Here is a 19,238-nt window from a genome sequence, read left to right as displayed (position 1 = left end):
ACGCTTTGTCGCAAATCGATCGGAGATCGCCGCTGGGCGCGTCACAAACTGCCGCGACTATACTGGGCGCACCGTGAAAACTGATCGAGTGAACATGTCCGAATCCCCTGCGCTGCAAGCCCTGGACGCCCGCCGCTCGGTGCCCGCCAAGCAGCTTGGCGAGCCCGGCCCGGACCCGGACACCCTGCTGCGGATGCTGGCATCGGCGGTGCGCGTGCCTGACCACGGCAAGCTGGTGCCGTACCGCTTCCTGCGCATCGCCGGCGATGCACGTCACAGTCTGGGCGCGTTCCTGGCCGAGCGCAGCCAGCAGCGTGACCCCCAGGTGGCGCAGGCCCAGCTGGACAAGGACCGCCAGCGGTTCTCGCATGCGCCGGTGATCATCACCGTGGTGGCCAGCCCGCGCCCCAACCCCAAAGTACCCGAGCAGGAACAGCTGATGACCGCCGGCTGCGTCTGCTTTGCCCTGCTGCAGGCCGCGCAGGCGCTGGGCTTCGGCGCGCAGTGGCTGACCGCCTGGATGGCCTTCGACCCGGCCGTGCATGCCCACCTGGGCCTGGCCGAGGGCGAGCGCATCGCCGGGTTCATCCATATCGGCACCCCGAAGACCGCGGCCCCCGAGCGCGACCGCCCCGACCCCGCCGCGCTGCTGCAGGACTGGGTGGGCTGAGATGGCCGAGTTGTCTGTCGCGCCCCCCGCGCCGCGCCCACCGCTGTACCTGGTCGATGCCAGCCTGTACGTGTTCCGCGCGTGGCATTCGATGCCCGATGAATTCCAGGACCAACAGGGCTGGCCGACCAACGCGGTGCACGGGTTTGCCCGTTTCCTGCTGGACCTGATCGAGCGCGAGCGCCCGCGGCATATCGCCATTGCCTTCGACGAGGCCCTGGACAGCTGCTTCCGGCACCGGCTGTACGCCGCCTACAAGGCCAACCGCGATCCGGCCCCGGACGCGCTGCGCCGTCAGTTCGCCCACTGCAAGGCCCTGTGCATGGCGCTGGGGCTGGCGGTGCTGGCCCACCACGAGTACGAGGCCGACGACCTGATCGGCAGCGCCCTGCACGCACGCCGCGACGCCGGCATGCGCGGGGTGATCATCTCGGCCGACAAGGACCTGTCGCAGCTGCTGTACGAACACGACGAACAGTGGGACTACGCACGCAACCAGCGCTGGGGCATGGCCGGGGTCAAGGCCCGCCACGGCGTGCATGCGCACCAGATCGCCGATTACCTGGCGCTGTGCGGCGATGCGGTGGACAACATTCCCGGTGTCACCGGGGTGGGCGCCAAGTCGGCCGCGGTGCTGCTGGCCCACTTCGGCAGCATGGACGTGCTGTACGAACGCCTGGACGAAGTGCCGTTCCTGCGCCTGCGCGGCGCGGCGCAGATGGCGGTGCGGCTGCGCGAACAGCGCGAGCACGCGCTGCTGTGGCGGCAGCTGACCACCATCGCGCTGGACGCGCCGCTGGACTGCGCCGATGCCGATTTCCGCCGCGGCAGCGCCGACCCGCAGATGCTGCAGGGCCTGTGCGATGCGCTGCGGTTCGGCCCGTTGACCCGGCGCCGGCTGTTCAGCGCCGCCGGCCTGCCCGATTCCCCCTCCATTGCCAGCGAGTTCGCATGAGCCCCAACACGCAACCCCCGAAGGTCGTCTACGAAGGCAAATACCAGCGCATGGTCGTGCGCGGCACGTGGGAATACAGCGAGCGTACCCATGCCGGCGGTCTGGCCGCGATCATCATCGCGGTCACCCCGGAGGACAACGTGCTGTTCGTCGAGCAGTTCCGGGTGCCGCTGCAGGCCAACACCATCGAGATGCCGGCCGGCCTGGTGGGCGACATCGATGCAGGTGAGTCGATCGAAGTGTCGGCGGTGCGCGAGCTGGAAGAAGAAACCGGCTGGACCGCCGACCACGCCGAGGTGTTGATGATCGGCCCCACCTCGTCGGGCGCCAGCAGCGAGAAGATCGCCTTCGTGCGCGCCACCGGCCTGCGCAAGGTGGGCGATGGCGGCGGCGATGCCAGCGAGAACATCACCGTGCACGAAGTGCCGCGCGCACGTGCGGCGGCGTGGCTGGTGGAGAAGATCGGCCAGGGCTACGAGCTGGACGCCAAGCTGTGGGCCGGGCTGTGGATGATCGAGCACCATCTGGACGGCACCCCGCGTGGCTGATTCGTTCGCTCCGCCGATCGCGTCGGGCGCGCTGCTGGGACCGTCCGACCCGGCACCGTTCATCGTGCATCAGGCCCAGGGACGCTCGCCGTACCTGCTGATCGCCGACCATGCGGGCCAGCAGGTGCCGGCCGCACTGGGCAGCCTGGGTCTGCCCGCGTCCGAACTGGACCGCCACATCGGCTGGGACATCGGCATTGCCGGGGTCACGGTGGAACTAGCGCGCCTGCTGGACGCCTGGGCGATCACCCAGACCTATTCGCGGTTGGTGATCGACTGCAATCGCCCGCCGGGTGCACCGGGGCGGTTCGCGCCGCTCAGCGACGGCACCGTGGTGCCGGGCAACCAGGGGCTGGATGAAGCGGCACAGGACGCGCGCGTGCAGGCCATCTTCGCGCCGTACCACGGCCGCATTGCCACCGAACTGGATGCCCGCGCCGCAGCCGGCATGCCCACCGTGCTGATTGCCATGCACAGCTTCACGCCGGCGATGCAGGGCGTGGCGCGGCCGTGGCATGCCGGTGTGCTGTACCAGCGCGATGCGCGCTTTGCGCATGCGTTGATGCACGCCTTGCAGGCCGAAGGTGACCTGGTGGTGGGCGACAACCAGCCCTATGCGGTCAGCGACGCCACGGATTACGCGATCCCGGTGCACGCCGAAGCGCGCGGGCTGGCACATGTGGAACTGGAGATCCGCCAGGACCTGATTGCCGACGCCGCCGGGCAGCAGGCCTGGGCACGGCGGTTGGCGCGGGTGTTGCAGACGTTGGCGCCGGGGTTGGGTTGAACGCGGTGGTGGTACCGCAGCCGACCAACGGTCGGCTCTACCCGATGGGTTGCCATGGGAACGAACGGTAGCGGGTGACCTGCAGCGCCAGTCCGATCGCCGCGAAGCGGGCCTGCAGTTCGGCGCTTGCCGCGCGGTCGACGTTGCGGGCCACTGCCAGCGGCAGTGCACGCACCTGCGCCAGCGCCTCGCCCACCGATAGCGCCTTTACCTCGGCCACCAGGCTGGCCGCCGCTTTGCGCTGCGCCGGCTCAACCGTCTCCAACGTCAGGTCGAAGGCGGCATACAACCCGGGCGACAGCCCCTGCCGATCCGCTTCCTCGCGGTCACGCGGTGCTGGCTCACCGTGGTCGAGGAACGTGTCGTGCTGGCTGTAGTAATCCAGCGCCTGCGCATAGTCGTCCAGCCCGGACAGGGGACGGGACAGCTTCTGCACGTCCAGAATGCTCGCAACGGTGATCGCCTCCAGATAGAGCCACAGCCGTGGTGAAGTGGTGATCGGGGGCTCGGGTTCGCCATCGCCGTCGTCGGTGGCGTCGTCACCGCGCCTGGTCTGCGGATGGAACCCGACCGATGCGGCATCCCCCTCCTGGGCCCAGACCCAGCCATAGGTCTTCCACACGGCATCGTCGTCGTTGCAGGCCACGATCAGGTCAAGCAAACCGCGCAGATCCAACAGGTCAGTCATGGCGCCATGTTGCCATCGATGACGCGCGACAGCGGCAGCGCCGCGTCATCCGGCTGCGGCGGCTGCGGCCGCAACCACACCGCCACGCCCACCCCGAGCAGCGCGAACACCGCCGCGCCGTACTGCGCGTTGACCAGGCCATGCAGCGCTTCGGGGCTGGTACCTGCAGCATCCACGCCGCGCCCGGCGTTGGCCAGCATGACCAATACCGCCAGGCCCAACGCGCCGCCGATCTGTTGCGCGGTAGCGGCCATGCCCGACGCCACGCCCTGCTGCGCGGCCGGCACGCCCTGCCCGGCCACGATCCACATCGCCGTCCAGGTCATGCCCTGGCCGATGCTCAGCACCACGATGCCCGGCAGCAGTGCCCAGTACGTGGCCCCGAAAGGCAACGCAATCGCCACCGCGGTGATGCCGACCGCACCGGCGGCCATGCCCAGCGCCAGCACCTGCCGCGGCGAGCGCCGGGTGAGCATGCGTTCGGTGATCTTGATGCCGAAGGTGCACACCAGCGTGGGCGGCAGGAACGCCAGGCCGGCCTGCAGCGCGCTCCAGCCGTAGCCGTCCTGGAAATACAGCGCCAGGAAGTAGTACTGCACGCCGAAGCTGCTCATGAACAACAAGGTCAGCAGCATCGCCGCACGCAGGCTGCGCAGGCGCAGCAGCGCGAACTGCATCAGCGGGTCGCGGCTGCGCTGTTCGATCTGCACGAAGGCGACCAGCAGCAGCGCCGACACCACCAGGCACCCCAGCGTGCGCGGTGCCAGCCAGCCCCACTCCGGGCCCTGCACCAGGGTGGTGACCAGCAGGCTGCCGCCCAGGGTGACGGTGAAGCAGCCGGCCAGGTCGAACGAGCGCCCCACCTGCGGTGCGGGGTCGCGCGGCAGCCACCAGCCGCCCAGCAGTGCGCAGGCACTGGCAAAGGGCACGATCACCAGCAGCACCGAGGACCAGCCGAAGCTCTGGGTGAGCACGCCGCCCAGCAACGTGCCCAGCGCCAGCCCGCCCGCACTGGCCATCGACCAGATCGCCAGCGCGCGGTTGCGCGGCGCGCCTTCGGCGTACAGCGTGTTGATCAGCGCCAGCGTGGCCGGAAACAGCAACGCCGCGCCGATGCCCTGCACCGCGCGCGCGCCGATCAGCAGCCAGGCGCTGGTGCTGAAGCCGCCCACCAGCGAGGCCAGCGCGAACAGGCCCATGCCCAGCCGGTAAATGCGGCGCCGACCGAGCAGGTCGGCCGCACGCCCACCCAGCAGCAGGCAGCCGCCGAACGCCACCGTGTAGCCGCTGACGATCCACTGCAGCTGCTGCGCGTTGATCTGCAGCTGCACGCCCATCTCATGCAGGGCGACGAAAATGATGGTGGCGTCCAGCGCGATGATCAGCTGGGCCATGGCCAACAGGGTCAACGCCAGCCGGGGCGGGAAGGAATGCGGGGAGTGGGTCATGCCGGTCGGTGCGTGGGGAAGGCGGGCAGTCTCATTGATGACGCCAAACAAAGAAACCCGGATACTTCGATTTCTGTCATGCATTTTTGCATCAATCGGAGCCCGCCATGGATCTCAATGCCGTGCGCATGCTGGTGCAGGTTGCCGACGCCCGCAGTTTCACCGTGGCCGCCGGCCAGCTCGGCATCAGCCAGTCGGGGCTGTCGCGGGCGATCAGCCGGCTGGAAGGCACCCTGGGCGTGCGCCTGCTCCACCGCAACACCCGCAACGTCAGCCTGACCCCGGACGGTCGCCAGTTCGTGGACCACTGCGCCCCGCTGTTGTCCGGGCTGGACGACGCCGAGCGCCGGCTCGGGGACCGGCCCTGCACGCCGTCGGGCGTGCTGAAGCTGACCGCGCCGTCGATGTTCGGGCGCAAGGTGCTGGTGCCCCTGGCCGGGCAGTTGATGGCGGCGCACCCGCAGCTGCAGTTCGAGCTGGTGCTCAACGACCGGCTGGTGGATCTGGTGGAGGAAGGCTTCGACGCCGCCCTGCGCACCGGGACGATCAGCGACGTGCGGATGGTGGCGCGGCCGCTGCGGCCGTTGCATTGGGTCACCGTGGCCTCGCCGGACTACCTGGCCCGGCACGGTGCACCGGCCAGCGTGGATGCCCTGCAGGACCACACCTGCCTGGCGGTGCGCAACCTGCGCAGCGGGCGACTGGTGGACTGGCAGTTCCGCGAAGACGACCACCTGCGTGAATTCACCCCACCGGCGCGGATGGTGTTCGACAGCGGCGACCCGCTGGTAGAAGGCGCGCTGGCCGGGGTGGGCATTGTGCAGGTGATGGATTTCGCGGTGGCCGACGCGCTCGCCGCAGGGCGGCTTCAACGCGTGCTGCAGCCGTTCGAAGGTCGCAGCCGTGCGTTGTCGCTGGTGTACCCGCCATCGCGGCAGGCCTCACCGAAGATGAAGGTATTGGCCGACGCATTGTTGGCCGGCCATTGGTAGGTGCCGACCGTTGGTCGGCACGCGTCGATTCAGCCGGCGAAGCGATCCGTGGCGCGCACCAGGGCGTCCACGTTTTCCGCTTCGAACGCCGAATGGCCCGACGCCGGGCTGATTTCCAGCGTCGATTTCGGCCAGGCCTTGTGCAGTTCCCACGCGTTCTGCAACGGGCACACCACGTCGTAGCGGCCATGCACGATTACGCCGGGGATGTCGGCGATGCGGTGCACGTCGCGCAGCAGCTGCTCTTCCACCTCGAAGAAACCACCGTTGACGAAGTAGTGGTTCTCGATGCGCGCAAACGCCAGCGCGAACTGCGCGTCCTGGTGGCTGTCCACGAAGTCCGCGTCCACATGCAGGAAGCTGGTGGCCCCTTCCCACACGCTCCACGCCTTGGCGGCGGCCAGGCGGGTAGCCTCGTCATCGCTGGTGAGGCGGCGGTGGAAGGCCGAGATCAGGTCGTGGCGCTCCACTTCCGGGATCGGCTTGAGGTAGTGCTCCCATGCATCCGGGAACAGGCGGTTGGCGCCTTCCTGGTAGAACCATTCCAGCTCCCAGCGGCGCAGCATGAAGATGCCGCGCAGCACCAGTTCAGTCACGCGCTGCGGATGGGTTTCAGCGTAGGCCAGCGCCAGGGTCGACCCCCAGCTGCCGCCGAACACCTGCCAGCGCTCCACCTTCAGGTGCTCGCGCAGTTTCTCGATGTCGGCCACCAGGTCCCACGTGGTGTTGTCCACCAGGTCGGCATGCGGGGTGGAACGCCCGGCACCGCGCTGGTCGAACAGGATGATCCGGTACTTGGCCGGGTCGTGGAACTGGCGCATTTTTTCACTGCAGCCGCCACCGGGGCCACCGTGCAGCATCACCACCGGCTTGCCGTCGGGGTTGCCGCACTGTTCGAAATACAGCGTGTGGCGATCGTCGACCTTCAGCGTGCCGACGTCGTAAGGGGTGATGGCGGGATACAGCGTACGCATGACAGAACTCCGTTGTTGGGCACAGGCGCGGACGAGCGGGTTCACCACTCGCGCGGGCTGGTCAGATCATCAACATCCACATCGAACCCGTAGCTGCGCGCGATCAGCTCGAAATCGGCGCCGATGTTCTCGCGGGCAGCGGTTTCCAGCTCGCTGTCCTGCGCTTCGAACGCTTCGCCGAGCACATTGAACTCCAGCGTGGCGGCATGGGTGAGCGCCATCAGCGCGGCACCGTCGGCCGGGCGTTCGCGTTCGATGCGTTCGCACAGGCGCAGCAGGATCTGCTGGCCCTGGGCCACCAGTGCCGGCGGGAAGTACGCATCCTCGACCATGTCGGCGAGGAACGCGTGGGACTGCAGCTGCGCGTGGGAAACAGAGGGGCTGGCAGTGGTCATGGCGCTTCCTTTCAAGTGGACCGCCATTCTACCCGCGCGATGTTTCAGGCAGCGTCAGCGCACGCCCGGCAGACAGCCGCGCGTCACCCGGTCGCGTTGTTCCAGGTCGCGCTCGGTGTGCACCTGCTCGAAACCGGCGTGTTCAAACAGTGCGCGGATCGCCGCGCCCTGGTCCCAGCCGTGTTCGATCAGCAGCCAGCCACCGGGCAGCAGGTGCGCGCCGGCGCCGGCGACGATCAGGCGGATGTCGTCCAGGCCGTCGATGCCGGAGGCCAGCGCCGTGGCCGGCTCGTGGCGCAGGTCGCCCTGCTGCAGGTGCGGGTCGTTGCTGGCGATGTACGGCGGGTTGCTCGCAATCAGATCGAAGCGCATGCCCTGCAGCGGCGCGAACCAGGCGCCCTGCACGAACCGCACGCGCGCCAGCCCGTTGCGCGCCGCATTGCCACGCGCCACGTCCAAGGCGGCGGCGCTGAGATCGGAGGCGGTCACGTCGGCCTGCGGGCGCTCGCTGGCCAGGGCCAACGCGATCGCTCCGCTGCCGGTGCCCAGGTCGGCCACCGCCAGCGCGGTGTCGACCGGCAGGCGCGCCAGCGCCAGTTCCACCAGCAGCTCGGTTTCCGGCCGCGGAATCAGGGTGGCCGGGCTCACCGCCAGGTCCAGCGTCCAGAACCCCCGATGGCCCAGCAGGTAGGCCACCGGTTCGCCGGCCAGGCGCCGGGCCAGCAACGCGTGAAACGCCGCCACATCGCCCGCCTCGACCGGGTCGGTGGCGTGCGCGAACAGCCAGCTGCGCGGCTTGCCCAGGACATGCAACAGCAACAGCTCGGCTTCATGCCGGCCCTCCACCCCGGGCAGGGCCGTGGCGGCATCGGCAAGCAGCTGGCGCAGGTCACGGGGAGCGGCGGTCATCGGGCAGGTTGGAAAAGTGGGCGGGCGCGCAGTGTAGTGCACCGGGCCAGGACCCCAGGACGTCCGAAGACCGGCCGTGGCGACGCCTCGGCATTGATTGCAGCAATGTACGAACCAATATTCGGTTGAGCTGATCTATCGCCGTTACGCGGCCAGCCCGGGTCTTCCAGTCGATTCCGTTCAGCCAACCGCGCGCAGGAATAAGGAGCGGCTATTGCGCCGATTACCCCATTCAGCCCGAATGTCATTGCGCTGCAACGCTTTCGGGCGAAACAGGGGCTGACATTCATCGCACGATCAGCCCATATTGATAGTCTGTGACTATCGTATAGATGCAATCAATGGATTGTCCTTATGGGAACGGAGCCGCTAACCTGTGTTGGTCGCTTCACCCACCCCCTTCACCAAGAGGAACATCAATGTCGCTCATCAATACGCAGATCAAGCCGTTCGAAGCCAACGCCTACCAGAACGGCGAGTTCATCAAGGTTTCCGACAGCACCCTGAAGGGCCAGTGGTCCGTGCTGATCTTCATGCCGGCCGCGTTCACCTTCAACTGCCCGACCGAGATTGAAGACGCCGCCGACCATTACGCCGAGTTCCAGAAGGCCGGTGCCGAGGTGTACATCGTCACCACCGACACCCACTTCTCGCACAAGGTGTGGCACGAAACCTCGCCGGCCGTCGGCAAGGCCCAGTTCCCGCTGGTCGGCGACCCGACCCACCAGCTGACCCGCGCCTTCGGCGTGCACATTGAAGAAGAAGGCCTGGCCCTGCGCGGCACCTTCATCATCAACCCGGAAGGCGTGATCAAGACCCTGGAGATCCACTCCAACGAGATCGCCCGTGATGTCTCCGAGACCCTGCGCAAGCTGAAGGCTGCCCAGTTCACCGCCGCCAACCCGAACCAGGTGTGCCCGGCCAAGTGGAAGGAAGGCGAAAAGACCCTGACCCCGTCGCTGGACCTGGTCGGCAAGATCTAAGTCGTTTCCCATCCCCATTCCCGCTCGACGGGAATGGGGGTGAACCCAAGCCGGTGCGCACGCGCCGGTTTGGGTTCACCCCCATGTCGCGCAGATGCACCCACGGGGTTCGTCGACGCCGTCTGCTTGCCTGAATCAAGGAGTTTCTCGATGTTGGATGCCAACCTCCAGTCCCAGCTGAAGACCTACCTGGAACGTGTCACCCGCCCGATCCAGATCACGGCGCACGTGGACGACGGCGCCAAGTCGCAGGAGATGCTGGAGCTGCTGAACACGCTGGTCGCGCTGTCGGACAAGATCACCCTGGACGTGCGCCGCGACAGCAGCGAGCGCACCCCGTCGTTCGCGCTGACCACCCCGGGCCAGGACATCCACCTGGCGTTCGCCGGGCTGCCGATGGGCCACGAGTTCACCTCGCTGGTGCTGGCCCTGCTGCAGGTGGGCGGTCATCCATCCAAGGCCACCGCCGAGCTGATCGAGCAGGTGCAGGGGCTGGAAGGCGAGCTCAAGTTCGAAACCTACTTCTCGCTGTCCTGCCAGAACTGCCCGGACGTGGTGCAGGCGCTGAACCTGGCCGCGGTGCTCAACCCGCGCATCCAGCACGTGGCGATCGACGGCGGCCTGTTCCCGGCCGAGGTCGAGGCGCGCCAGATCATGTCGGTGCCCACCGTGTACCTCAATGGCGAAATGTTCGACCAGGGCCGCATGACCCTGGAGCAGATCGTGGCCAAGCTGGACACCGGTTCGGCCAAACGCGACGCCGAGAAGATCGCCGCCAAAGCACCCTTCGACGTGCTGGTGATCGGCGGTGGTCCGGCCGGTGCCGCCGCGGCGATCTATGCCGCGCGCAAGGGCATCCGCACCGGTGTGGCGGCCGAGCGTTTCGGCGGCCAGGTGCTGGACACCATGGCGATCGAGAACTTCATTTCGGTCAAGGAAACCGAGGGCCCGAAGCTGGCCACCGCGCTGGAACAGCACGTGCGCGAGTACGAGGTGGACATCATGAACCTGCAGCGCGGCACGGCGTTGACGCCGGCCGGCGATGACGGGCTGGTGGGGATCACGCTGGAGAACGGCGCGGTGTTGAAGTCGCGCACGGTGATCCTGTCCACCGGTGCGCGCTGGCGCCAGATGAACGTGCCCGGCGAAGACCAGTACCGCAACAAGGGCGTGGCGTACTGCCCGCATTGCGATGGCCCGCTGTTCAAGGGCAAGCGCGTGGCGGTGGTGGGCGGCGGCAACTCGGGCGTGGAAGCGGCGATCGATCTCGCCGGCCTGGTGTCGCATGTGACCCTTCTGGAATTTGATGACAAACTCCGGGCCGATGAAGTGTTGCAGAAGAAACTGCGCAGCCTGGGCAACGTCACCATCATCACCAGCGCCCTCACCCAGGAAGTGCTGGGCGATGGCCAGAAGGTGACCGGGCTGGTCTACAAGGACCGCGTCGGTGGCGATGCGCACCGGATCGAACTCGAAGGCATCTTCGTGCAGATCGGGTTGCTGCCCAACACCGAGTGGTTGAAGGGGTCGGTGGCGTTGTCGCCGCGTGGCGAGATCGTGATCGACGACCGTGGCCAGACCAGCGTGCCCGGCGTGTTCGCGGCAGGCGATTGCACTACCGTTCCGTACAAGCAGATCATCATCGCGATGGGCGCCGGTTCGACCGCCGCACTGAGTGCTTTTGATCACCTGATCCGCACATCCGTTCCCAAGAGCAGCGGCGCTGTCGCCGAAGCTGCCTGAAACGTCAGGGTCCCGGTTCGCCGGGACCCACCTGCTGGGTAAGCCACGCCGTCACCCGGTCCATTACCGCTTAGAGGTCCAAGGAAATGAACCTACGTGATCTGAAATACCTGGTGGCGCTGGCCGACCACCGGCACTTCGGCCGCGCCGCGGCGGCGTGCTTCGTCAGCCAGCCCACCCTGTCCACCCAGATCCGCAAGCTGGAGGACGAACTGGGCCTGCCCCTGGTCGAGCGTGCTCCACGCAAAGTGATGCTGACCCCCGCCGGGGTCGAAGCGGCGGCGCGTGCGCGCACCATCGTGGCCGAGGTCGAGCAGCTGAAAGAAGCCGCACGGCGCAGCCGCGATCCCGAAGCCGGGACGGTGCGGCTGGGCATTTTCCCCACGCTGGGCCCGTACCTGCTGCCGCACGTGATTCCCAACATCCGCGAACGCTTCCCGCAGCTGGAGCTGCTGCTGGTGGAAGAAAAGAGCGACGAACTGCTGGCGCGGCTGCGCGAAGGCAAGCTGGATGCCGCGTTGCTGGCGCTACCGCTGGACGACGACCAGCTGCACGCCGAATTCCTGTTCGAGGAACCGTTCCTGCTGGCCGTCTCCGGGCAGCACCCACTGGCGCGCCGGCACCACCTGGATGTGCAGGAGCTGTCCACCCAGAAGCTGCTGCTGCTGGAAGACGGGCACTGCCTGCGCGACCAGGCGCTGGCGGTGTGCCGGCTGTTCGGCGCCAATGAGAAGTCCGAGTTCCGCGCCACCAGCCTGGAGACACTGCGCCAGATGGTCGCGGCCGACGTGGGCATCACGCTGTTGCCGACCTTGTCGGTGAAGCCGCCGGTGCCGCGTTCGGAAAACATCCGCCTGCTCGATTTCCAAGGCGACGACCGGCCCAGCCGCCGCATCGCGATGGCATGGCGGCGCAGTTCGGCGATGACCGGTTTCCTGCAGCAGCTGGCGCAGCAGTTCAAACGCCTGCCGCAGGAGCTGTTCACCCTGGACAACGCCGATTCCGGCGTGCCCCTGACAGCGCGCGGCAACGCCTGACAGGCCGGATGAACCGGCTGCATCGGTCCCTGCACCGCACGGGTCGCATCCGTCTTCGATAGGCAGCACAATAGAACCCAGGCGGCGCCAGCAGGCGCCGCCTTTTGCATGGGCCATCATTACTCGCAAGGAGCTTTACATGTCCACTTCCAGCGGACTTCCCCCGTCGATCATCGTTTCCAGCCACGACATGGATCGTCTGGACGCCATGCTTGAATCCCCCGCCGTCAGCCAGACCCCGGCCGCCGTGGCGCTGGCCAAGGAGCTCAACCGTGCCACGGTGGTGGCGCCGGACCAGATTCCCGACGGCACCGTCATGATGCATTCGCGCGTGGAATGCGAAGATGAGCTGCAGAACGAAAAGCACGTGCTGACGCTGGTCTATCCGCGCGAAGCCGATGTTGAACAGGGCAAGGTGTCCATCCTTGCGCCGGTGGGTACCGCCCTGCTGGGCCTGTCGGTCGGCCAGACCATGGATTGGGACGCCCCGGGTGGCCGCAAACTGCGCCTGCGCGTGACCGCCGTCCACAACCAGCCCCACGCCTGACCTTCCTGCCGCCGCGCAGGTTCCCGTTTTCGTACCAGGAGTCGCAATGAACACCGTTTCTCCGTCCAAGCTCAGCCAGCTGCGTGATCTGTCCGTCGTGGTAGCCGATACCGGCGACTATGAGGCGATCAAGCGCCTGAAGCCGGTCGACTGCACGACCAACCCGACCCTGGTGAAGAAAGCGCTGGACCTGCCGATGTATGCGGACCTGATCGAGCGCGAACTGGCCTGGGGCCGCGAGCAGGCCGGCGAGCGCGAGACCATCGTGCACGCCGTGGCCGACCGCCTGACGGTGGGCGTGGGCACGCTGTTGAGTTCGCTGGTGCCGGGCCGGGTGTCCACCGAGGTGGACGCCGACCAGGCCCACGACACCGCCGCGACGGTGGCCAAGGCGCGCCAGTTCATTGCCATGTACGACGCCGCCGGCGTGCCGCGCAGCAAGGTGCTGATCAAGATCGCAGCGACATGGGCGGGCGTGGAGGCGGCGCGGGTGCTGCAGGCCGAGGGTATCGACTGCAACCTGACGCTGATCTTCAACCCGACCCAGGCGCTGGCCTGCAGTGAAGCCGGCGCGTTCCTGATTTCGCCGTTCGTCGGTCGCATCCTGGACTGGTACGTGGCCAACGGCCAGGCCCCGGCCGACATCGATGCCGACCCGGGCGTGGTGTTCGTGCGCGGGGTGTACGCCGAGTTCAAGCGCCGCGGTTCGCCGACGGTGGTGATGGGCGCATCGTTCCGTTCGACCGCGCAGATCGAGGCGCTGGCCGGTTGCGATCGGCTCACCATTTCGCCGGACCTGCTGGAGAAGCTGGACGCCGACCACGGTGCGCTGCCGCGCAAGCTGGTGGCCGGTGCAGCCGAGCCGGTGCAGGTGGCGGCGATTGACGCGGCCCGCTTTGCAGCCGATCTGGCCGCCGATCCGATGGCTACCGAGAAACTGGCCACCGGTATCGACGCGTTCGCCAAGGACCTGGAAGCGCTGCGCCAGACCATCCGCGAGCGCCTGTAAGCGCGCCGGTTCGCGGACGACAAAAGGCCCCGCACTGCGGGGCCTTTTGGTTTCTCAACCCTCAACAACGGGGTAGAGCCGACCGTTGGTCGGCTGCTCCCACCGACCGTTGGTCGGCTACCCCCACGTCACTGCAAGGGCACCCGACCAACGGTCGGCTCTACCGCATCGCTCACGCATCCACACCAATCGGGCAACTCACCCCCGTACCCCCGATGCCGCAGTACCCGTTCGGGTTCTTGGCCAGGTACTGCTGGTGATAGTCCTCGGCGTAGAAGTACGTCGGCGCCGGGAACACGATCTCGGTGGTGATCGCGCCCAGGCCGGCATCCTCCAGACGCTGCTGGTACGCGTCGCGGCTGGCGAGGGCCGCATCGAACTGGGCCTGGCTGGTGGCGTGGATGGCCGAGCGGTACTGGGTGCCGGTGTCGTTGCCCTGGCGCATGCCCTGGGTGGGGTCATGGTTCTCCCAGAACACCTGCAGCACCTGGCCCAGCGAGATGATGGCCGGGTCGAACACCACCTCCACGATCTCGGTGTGCCCGGTCATGCCGGAACAGACCTCTTCGTAGGTCGGGTTCGGGGTGGAACCGCCGGCATAGCCCACCGAGGTGGCGTACACGCCCGGCAGCGTCCAGAACTTGCGCTCGGCGCCCCAGAAACAGCCCATCGCCACGCGGATACGCTGCAGGCCGGCGAAACCGTCCTTGAGCGGGTGGCTGTTGACGTAATGCTGGTTGTGCAGCGGCAGCGGCTGGTCCCGGCCGGGCAGCGCCTCGTCCGGGCGCGGCAGGCGCTGCTTGAACGCACCGATGCCCAACAGGCCCTTGGCAATTCCCAACATGGCGGTCTCCTAGGCCGGCAACAGGCCGGCGCTTTCGTCACCGTCGAATATGGGGTCGTCCGGGGCGCCACCCAAGTCGAGCCCGGCCACGATGCCCTCGGCCTCCGGGCGGGCCAGGTCGGGCACGCACACCCGCAGCACCCCGAACAGCGGCAGCTCGCCCATCCCGCCCAGCAATGACTCGCCGAACACGAACGCGGGGATCCCGGCGTCCTCCAGCGCATGCTTGACCAGATGGGCGTCAAACAGGTTGTCGGCCTGGTAGATCACGTGCATGGGCGGGCTCCGGCGGGTATGGCCCCAGCATACCCCCGGGGGCTGAAGGCATGCCGACCCACGCGCTCCCCCTGCCGGAACAGTGTGGGGAAACGCTCGGCATCGCCAACTGCGCATGGGTAGTGCCGGCCGCTGGCCGGCTCTGCACTGGGTAGTGCCGGCCGCTGGCCGGCTCTGCACCCTGCCAGCAGCACGAGGAGCCGGCCAGCGGCCGGCACTACCGGTTCTTTCCTGGGTCATGGGGAGCCGGCCAGCAAAAGGCGTGCCCACCAACGGTCGGCACCTACCCGTTTAGCCTGTCGCCTTGCGACAGGCTAAACTGTTGGTCTTTCTGCCTTTTAGACTGCGACCGCGCACCATGTCCGAGCCTACTGCCGCCCCCACCGACGCCCTTCCGGAAGCCCACGAAAAGCGGGATTTCATCCGTCAGATCGTCCGTGAGGACCTGGCCGCGGGCAAACATGCCGCGATCAAGACCCGCTTCCCGCCCGAGCCCAACGGCTACCTGCACATCGGCCATGCCAAGTCGATCTGCCTGAACTTCGGCATTGCCGGCGAGTTCGGCGGCGTGTGCAACCTGCGCTTCGACGACACCAACCCGGCCAAGGAAGACCCCGAGTACGTGGCCGCCATCCAGGACGATGTGCGCTGGCTGGGGTTTGAGTGGAACGAACTGCGCCACGCCTCGGACTACTTCGACGCCTATTACCTGGCGGCCCAGAAGCTGATCCGCGACGGCAAGGCCTACGTGTGTGACCTGTCGGCCGAGGAAGTGCGCGCCTACCGCGGCACCTTGACCGAGCCGGGCCGCCCCTCGCCGTACCGCGAGCGCAGCGTGGACGAGAATCTGGACCTGTTCGCGCGCATGCGCGCCGGCGAGTTCCCGGACGGTGCCCGCACCGTGCGCGCGAAGATGGACATGGCCAGCGGCAACATCAACCTGCGCGACCCGGCGCTGTACCGCATCAAGCACGTCGAGCACCAGAACACCGGCAACGCCTGGCCGATCTACCCGATGTACGACTTCGCGCACGCGTTGGGTGACTCGCTCGAGGGCATCACCCATTCGTTGTGCACGCTGGAATTCGAAGACCACCGCCCGCTGTACGACTGGTGCGTGGACAACGTCGACTTCGCCCACGACGACGCGCTGACCGCACCGCTGGTCGAGCGCGGCCTGCCGCGTGAGGCGGCCAAGCCGCGCCAGATCGAGTTCTCGCGGTTGAACATCAACTACACGGTGATGAGCAAGCGCAAGCTGATGGCGCTGGTCACCGAACAGCTGGTGGACGGCTGGGAAGACCCGCGCATGCCGACCCTGCAGGGCCTGCGTCGCCGTGGCTACACCCCGGCCGCGATGCGCCTGTTCGCCGAGCGCGTGGGTATCAGCAAGCAGAATTCGATGATCGATTTCAGCGTGCTCGAAGGCGCGCTGCGCGAAGACCTGGACAGCGCCGCGCCGCGTCGCATGGCCGTGGTCGACCCGGTCAAGCTGGTGCTGACCAACCTGCCGGAAGGCCACGCCGAAACGCTGACCTTCTCCAACCACCCCAAGGACGAGGCGTTTGGAACCCGCGAGGTGCCGTTCGCACGCGAACTGTGGATCGAGCGCGAGGACTTCGCCGAGATCCCGCCCAAGGGCTGGAAGCGCCTGGTGCCGGGCGGCGAAGTGCGCCTGCGCGGCGCCGGCATCATCCGCTGCGATGAGGTCATCAAGGACGCCGAGGGCACCATCACCGAGCTGCACGGCTGGCTGGACCCGGAATCGCGCCCGGGCATGGAAGGCGCCAACCGCAAGGTCAAGGGCACCATCCACTGGGTCAGCGCGGTGCATGCCGTGGCGGCCGAGATCCGTCTGTACGACCGCCTGTTCTCGGTGCCCAACCCGGACGATGAAACCGACGGCAAGACCTACCGCGACTACCTCAACCCCGACTCGCGTCGCACCGTCACCGGCTATGTCGAGCCGGCCGCGGCCAGCGCCACGCCGGAGCAGTCGTTCCAGTTCGAGCGCACCGGCTATTTCGTCGCCGATCGCCGCGACCATACCGCCGCCACGCCGGTGTTCAACCGCAGCGTGACCCTGCGCGACACCTGGTCGGCGTAAGCCTGCATGCCGGTGCCTGGCACCGGCCACCCTGCTGCGCGGCCCCGCACCGGCGGCGCCGCGCCGCCACTCCCCACGCCAGCGGCGCATCCCCTGCGCCCCCAGCCCCGTGGCCGCGTTCAGCGCGGACACGGCATCCCTACGCGCGGCCCGATACACTGCCGCTGCTCCATATTTGAAGAGGCCCACGCCCCGATGCTGTACGCGCAAGTCCACCTCACCCTGCCCGCCTGGATCCACGACCAGATCGACCTGGCCCGTGTGTATCCCGACGATGCCGCCAAGGTCGCCCTGGCGATCGAGCTGTCGCGCCTGAATGTCGAGGCGGAAACCGGCGGCCCGTTCGGCGCGGTGGTGTTCGGCCCGGACCACCGCGTCATCGCCGCCGGCGTCAACCGCGTGGTGCCGCACAGCACCTCGCTGGCCCATGCCGAGAACATGGCCTACATGCTGGCCCAGCAGCGCCTGCAGACCCCGCGCCTGAACGACGTGCTGAGCCCGATCACCCTGGCCACCTCGTCGCAGCCGTGCTGCCAGTGCTACGGCGCCACCATCTGGGCCGGCATCGACCGACTGCTGATCGGTGCCAGTGCGCAGGACGTGGAAGAACTCACACCGTTCGATGAAGGCCCGCTGCCGGCCGACTGGGTCGGTGAACTCAACAAGCGCGGCATCGAAGTGGTGCGCGACATTGAACGCGACGCCGCGCGCGCCGTTCTGCGCCAGTATGGGGAGATCAACGGTGCGCATTACTGACCGCCGCGCCTCGGGCGCGCTGCGATGAGCGGCCTGCTGTGTCTGTGCCGCCAGGGCTTCGAGCCGGAACTGGCCGGTGAACTGTCCGAGCGCGCCGCCTATGCCGGCATCGCCGGCTATGCGCGCACCCAGCGCAATGACGGCTACGTGCTGTTCGCCACCGACGAAGGCGCCGCGCTGTCCAAGGCGCTGCCGTGGCGGTCGCTGATCTTCGCGCGCCAGAAGCTGGTGGTGCTGGCCGAACTGCGTGAGCTGGACCCCAGCGACCGCATCACCCCGATCATCGCCGCCCTGCAGGGGCAGCAGCGCTTCGGCGACATGTGGGTGGAACATCCCGACTCGGACGAAGGCAAGCCGCTGGCCGGCCTGGCCCGCGCGTTCGGCAATGCGCTGCGTCCGGCGCTGCGCAAGGCCGGCCTGCTCACCGACAAGGCCAACACCGCGCTGCCGCGCGTGCACGTCGTGTTCGTCGATGGCCGCCATGCGTTTGTCTGCGTAAGCGACACCCGCGACAGCGCGCCGTGGGCGCTGGGCATTCCGCGCCTGAAGCTGCTGCCCGATGCCCCGTCGCGGTCGGCGTTGAAGCTGGACGAAGCCCTGCTCACCCTGCTCACCCCGGAAGAACGCGAACAGCTGGTCAAGCCGGGCATGCGCGCGGCCGACCTGGGCGCCGCGCCCGGCGGCTGGACCTGGGTGCTGACCCGCCAGCACGTCAAAGTGATCAGCGTGGACAACGGCCCGCTGCGCGAGCACGTGCTGGAGACCGGGCTGGTGGAACACCTGCGTGCCGACGGCTTCCATTGGCAGCCCGACACGCCGCTGGACTGGATGGTCTGCGACATGGTGGAACAGCCGCGCCGGGTGGCCGAGCGCATGGCCACCTGGTTCCGCGAAGGCTGGTGCAGGCATGCGATCTTCAACCTCAAGCTGCCGATGAAGAAGCGCTGGGACGAAACCCGCCTGTGCCTGGACCTGTTCCAGGAACAGGCCGGCAAGCCGCTGGTGGTGCGGGCCAAGCAGCTGTACCACGACCGTGAGGAAATCACGGTGCTGGCCTCGCCGCTGCGGTGATCAACGCGGTACAGCCGGGCATGGCCCGGCTCTCCCTGCCCACGTAACTCACGGAGTCTGCATGCGACCTCGCCCCACCCTGATCCTGCTGCTGTGCCTGCTGCCTTCGCTCGCTTTGGCGCAAGCCTACACGCCGTCGCCGGCGATCAGTGAACCGCTGCGCGAGGTCCCCGCCAGCGTACGTACGCAGTCGCTGTCCGAGGGCCGGGTGACCCACCAGGTGACCTTGGCCACCCCGGCGGGTGAGGCGGCGGTGACGGTGCGGTCGGTGCAGCCGGTGAGTGTGGTGGGCCAGTACCGGTTCGCGTTCGCGACGCTGGACACCGATGGGGATGGCTTCATCAGCCGCGCCGAAGCACAGGCCAACCCGGCGTTGGCCGATGAATTCGGCGCCCTGGATGTGAAGCGGCGCGGCAAGCTGGACCGTGCCGACCTGTCCGGCTGGCTGACCGACTGAGGCGGGCGCGCCCAGCGCACCACCATCGCCACGTAGCGCCGG

General features: G+C 67.9%; 21 protein-coding genes. 14 read left to right on the top strand and 7 right to left on the bottom strand.

What is annotated here, in order from left to right; genetic code table 11:
- Positions 1-94 precede the first annotated feature (94 nt).
- Genes ACZ0AE_RS03600 through ACZ0AE_RS03585 form a run of 4 tightly spaced genes read left to right on the top strand, consistent with a single transcriptional unit; the run spans position 95 to position 2,960 of the window.
- Complete coding sequence (locus ACZ0AE_RS03600) at positions 95-670, top strand: nitroreductase family protein (RefSeq protein ID WP_038690373.1); 576 nt, start codon at positions 95-97, stop codon at positions 668-670.
- A 1-nt stretch (position 671) separates the two neighbouring features.
- The gene (locus ACZ0AE_RS03595; protein ID WP_038690375.1) at positions 672-1,625 is read left to right on the top strand and encodes a 5'-3' exonuclease; all 954 of its coding nucleotides are present in this window, start codon (positions 672-674) and stop codon (positions 1,623-1,625) included.
- A complete protein-coding gene (locus ACZ0AE_RS03590; RefSeq protein WP_463600422.1) occupies positions 1,622-2,173 on the top strand; it encodes an NUDIX hydrolase in 552 nt (183 codons plus the stop codon). The genes ACZ0AE_RS03595 and ACZ0AE_RS03590 overlap by 4 nt, the downstream gene beginning before the upstream one ends.
- Positions 2,166-2,960 (top strand): N-formylglutamate amidohydrolase, encoded by a 795-nt coding sequence (locus tag ACZ0AE_RS03585; RefSeq protein ID WP_463600421.1) that lies wholly within the window; start codon positions 2,166-2,168, stop codon positions 2,958-2,960. The genes ACZ0AE_RS03590 and ACZ0AE_RS03585 overlap by 8 nt, the downstream gene beginning before the upstream one ends.
- A 37-nt stretch (positions 2,961-2,997) precedes the next feature.
- Here ACZ0AE_RS03585 and ACZ0AE_RS03580 read toward each other — a convergent pair whose 3' ends face one another.
- Positions 2,998-3,648, bottom strand: a complete 651-nt coding sequence (locus ACZ0AE_RS03580; RefSeq protein ID WP_463600420.1) for a DUF7716 domain-containing protein — start codon at positions 3,646-3,648, stop codon at positions 2,998-3,000.
- Entirely contained in the window at positions 3,645-5,096 is a 1,452-nt protein-coding gene (locus tag ACZ0AE_RS03575) for an MFS transporter (protein WP_463600419.1), read from the bottom strand. Before ACZ0AE_RS03575 ends, ACZ0AE_RS03580 begins: the two co-directional genes overlap by 4 nt.
- A gap of 107 nt (positions 5,097-5,203) precedes the next feature.
- Here ACZ0AE_RS03575 and ACZ0AE_RS03570 point away from each other — a divergent pair, with 107 nt between their 5' ends.
- Positions 5,204-6,088, top strand: coding sequence for a LysR family transcriptional regulator (locus tag ACZ0AE_RS03570; RefSeq protein WP_463600418.1), 885 nt, complete (start codon positions 5,204-5,206; stop codon positions 6,086-6,088).
- A 29-nt stretch (positions 6,089-6,117) separates the two neighbouring features.
- Here ACZ0AE_RS03570 and pip read toward each other — a convergent pair whose 3' ends face one another.
- Genes pip through prmC form a run of 3 tightly spaced genes read right to left on the bottom strand, consistent with a single transcriptional unit; the run spans position 6,118 to position 8,366 of the window.
- Entirely contained in the window at positions 6,118-7,062 is a 945-nt protein-coding gene (pip, locus tag ACZ0AE_RS03565) for a prolyl aminopeptidase (protein WP_463600417.1), read from the bottom strand.
- A gap of 41 nt (positions 7,063-7,103) precedes the next feature.
- Positions 7,104-7,457 carry a DUF5713 family protein gene (locus ACZ0AE_RS03560; RefSeq protein WP_038690384.1) on the bottom strand — a complete coding sequence of 118 codons (354 nt, stop codon included), beginning with the start codon at positions 7,455-7,457 and terminating at the stop codon, positions 7,104-7,106.
- A 54-nt stretch (positions 7,458-7,511) separates the two neighbouring features.
- Positions 7,512-8,366, bottom strand: a complete 855-nt coding sequence (prmC, locus tag ACZ0AE_RS03555) for a peptide chain release factor N(5)-glutamine methyltransferase (RefSeq protein WP_463600416.1) — start codon at positions 8,364-8,366, stop codon at positions 7,512-7,514.
- Between the two features lie 419 nt (positions 8,367-8,785).
- Between prmC and ahpC the strand changes: the two genes are divergently transcribed.
- The 5 genes from ahpC (at position 8,786) to ACZ0AE_RS03530 (ending at position 13,685) form a co-directional block, all read left to right on the top strand.
- Positions 8,786-9,349 (top strand): alkyl hydroperoxide reductase subunit C, encoded by a 564-nt coding sequence (gene ahpC, locus ACZ0AE_RS03550; protein ID WP_038690387.1) that lies wholly within the window; start codon positions 8,786-8,788, stop codon positions 9,347-9,349.
- A 150-nt stretch (positions 9,350-9,499) separates the two neighbouring features.
- Positions 9,500-11,092, top strand: coding sequence for an alkyl hydroperoxide reductase subunit F (ahpF, locus tag ACZ0AE_RS03545; protein WP_463600415.1), 1,593 nt, complete (start codon positions 9,500-9,502; stop codon positions 11,090-11,092).
- 86 nt (positions 11,093-11,178) lie between these two features.
- On the top strand, positions 11,179-12,129 hold the full coding sequence (oxyR, locus tag ACZ0AE_RS03540; RefSeq protein ID WP_038690391.1) for a DNA-binding transcriptional regulator OxyR: 951 nt from the start codon (positions 11,179-11,181) through the stop codon (positions 12,127-12,129).
- 139 nt (positions 12,130-12,268) lie between these two features.
- Entirely contained in the window at positions 12,269-12,676 is a 408-nt protein-coding gene (gene rnk / locus ACZ0AE_RS03535; protein ID WP_038690393.1) for a nucleoside diphosphate kinase regulator, read from the top strand.
- A gap of 46 nt (positions 12,677-12,722) precedes the next feature.
- Positions 12,723-13,685 carry a transaldolase gene (locus tag ACZ0AE_RS03530; protein WP_463600414.1) on the top strand — a complete coding sequence of 321 codons (963 nt, stop codon included), beginning with the start codon at positions 12,723-12,725 and terminating at the stop codon, positions 13,683-13,685.
- Between the two features lie 172 nt (positions 13,686-13,857).
- Here ACZ0AE_RS03530 and msrA read toward each other — a convergent pair whose 3' ends face one another.
- Positions 13,858-14,508, bottom strand: coding sequence for a peptide-methionine (S)-S-oxide reductase MsrA (msrA, locus tag ACZ0AE_RS03525; protein ID WP_038692475.1), 651 nt, complete (start codon positions 14,506-14,508; stop codon positions 13,858-13,860).
- A 30-nt stretch (positions 14,509-14,538) separates the two neighbouring features.
- Entirely contained in the window at positions 14,539-14,805 is a 267-nt protein-coding gene (locus ACZ0AE_RS03520) for a putative signal transducing protein (RefSeq protein ID WP_038690397.1), read from the bottom strand.
- Between the two features lie 358 nt (positions 14,806-15,163).
- Between ACZ0AE_RS03520 and ACZ0AE_RS03515 the strand changes: the two genes are divergently transcribed.
- The 4 genes from ACZ0AE_RS03515 (at position 15,164) to ACZ0AE_RS03500 (ending at position 19,196) form a co-directional block, all read left to right on the top strand.
- On the top strand, positions 15,164-16,912 hold the full coding sequence (locus tag ACZ0AE_RS03515; RefSeq protein WP_463600413.1) for a glutamine--tRNA ligase/YqeY domain fusion protein: 1,749 nt from the start codon (positions 15,164-15,166) through the stop codon (positions 16,910-16,912).
- A 195-nt stretch (positions 16,913-17,107) separates the two neighbouring features.
- Positions 17,108-17,668 (top strand): nucleoside deaminase, encoded by a 561-nt coding sequence (locus ACZ0AE_RS03510; RefSeq protein WP_038690401.1) that lies wholly within the window; start codon positions 17,108-17,110, stop codon positions 17,666-17,668.
- Positions 17,669-17,692: 24 nt separating this feature from the next.
- Positions 17,693-18,739, top strand: a complete 1,047-nt coding sequence (gene rlmM, locus ACZ0AE_RS03505; protein WP_038690403.1) for a 23S rRNA (cytidine(2498)-2'-O)-methyltransferase RlmM — start codon at positions 17,693-17,695, stop codon at positions 18,737-18,739.
- 61 nt (positions 18,740-18,800) lie between these two features.
- Positions 18,801-19,196: an EF-hand domain-containing protein gene (locus ACZ0AE_RS03500; RefSeq protein ID WP_463600412.1), complete on the top strand. Its 396-nt coding sequence runs from the start codon at positions 18,801-18,803 to the stop codon at positions 19,194-19,196.
- Positions 19,197-19,238 lie beyond the last annotated feature (42 nt).

Source organism: Stenotrophomonas sp. AC248, from assembly GCF_979258185.1.
This window is presented reverse-complemented; position numbering and strand designations above follow the sequence as displayed.

Excerpts from the sequence above, each read along its gene's own strand:
- ACZ0AE_RS03600 (WP_038690373.1), top strand. The coding sequence starts at position 95 with ATGTCCGAATCCCCTGCGCTGCAAGCCCTGGACGCCCGCCGCTCGGTG.
- ACZ0AE_RS03595 (WP_038690375.1), top strand. The coding sequence starts at position 672 with ATGGCCGAGTTGTCTGTCGCGCCCCCCGCGCCGCGCCCACCGCTGTAC.
- ACZ0AE_RS03590 (WP_463600422.1), top strand. The coding sequence starts at position 1,622 with ATGAGCCCCAACACGCAACCCCCGAAGGTCGTCTACGAAGGCAAATAC.
- ACZ0AE_RS03580 (WP_463600420.1), bottom strand. The coding sequence starts at position 3,648 with ATGACTGACCTGTTGGATCTGCGCGGTTTGCTTGACCTGATCGTGGCC.
- ACZ0AE_RS03575 (WP_463600419.1), bottom strand. The coding sequence starts at position 5,096 with ATGACCCACTCCCCGCATTCCTTCCCGCCCCGGCTGGCGTTGACCCTG.
- ACZ0AE_RS03570 (WP_463600418.1), top strand. The coding sequence starts at position 5,204 with ATGGATCTCAATGCCGTGCGCATGCTGGTGCAGGTTGCCGACGCCCGC.
- pip (WP_463600417.1), bottom strand. The coding sequence starts at position 7,062 with ATGCGTACGCTGTATCCCGCCATCACCCCTTACGACGTCGGCACGCTG.
- ACZ0AE_RS03560 (WP_038690384.1), bottom strand. The coding sequence starts at position 7,457 with ATGACCACTGCCAGCCCCTCTGTTTCCCACGCGCAGCTGCAGTCCCAC.
- prmC (WP_463600416.1), bottom strand. The coding sequence starts at position 8,366 with ATGACCGCCGCTCCCCGTGACCTGCGCCAGCTGCTTGCCGATGCCGCC.
- ahpC (WP_038690387.1), top strand. The coding sequence starts at position 8,786 with ATGTCGCTCATCAATACGCAGATCAAGCCGTTCGAAGCCAACGCCTAC.
- ahpF (WP_463600415.1), top strand. The coding sequence starts at position 9,500 with ATGTTGGATGCCAACCTCCAGTCCCAGCTGAAGACCTACCTGGAACGT.
- oxyR (WP_038690391.1), top strand. The coding sequence starts at position 11,179 with ATGAACCTACGTGATCTGAAATACCTGGTGGCGCTGGCCGACCACCGG.
- rnk (WP_038690393.1), top strand. The coding sequence starts at position 12,269 with ATGTCCACTTCCAGCGGACTTCCCCCGTCGATCATCGTTTCCAGCCAC.
- ACZ0AE_RS03530 (WP_463600414.1), top strand. The coding sequence starts at position 12,723 with ATGAACACCGTTTCTCCGTCCAAGCTCAGCCAGCTGCGTGATCTGTCC.
- ACZ0AE_RS03520 (WP_038690397.1), bottom strand. The coding sequence starts at position 14,805 with ATGCACGTGATCTACCAGGCCGACAACCTGTTTGACGCCCATCTGGTC.
- ACZ0AE_RS03515 (WP_463600413.1), top strand. The coding sequence starts at position 15,164 with ATGTCCGAGCCTACTGCCGCCCCCACCGACGCCCTTCCGGAAGCCCAC.
- ACZ0AE_RS03510 (WP_038690401.1), top strand. The coding sequence starts at position 17,108 with ATGCTGTACGCGCAAGTCCACCTCACCCTGCCCGCCTGGATCCACGAC.
- rlmM (WP_038690403.1), top strand. The coding sequence starts at position 17,693 with ATGAGCGGCCTGCTGTGTCTGTGCCGCCAGGGCTTCGAGCCGGAACTG.
- ACZ0AE_RS03500 (WP_463600412.1), top strand. The coding sequence starts at position 18,801 with ATGCGACCTCGCCCCACCCTGATCCTGCTGCTGTGCCTGCTGCCTTCG.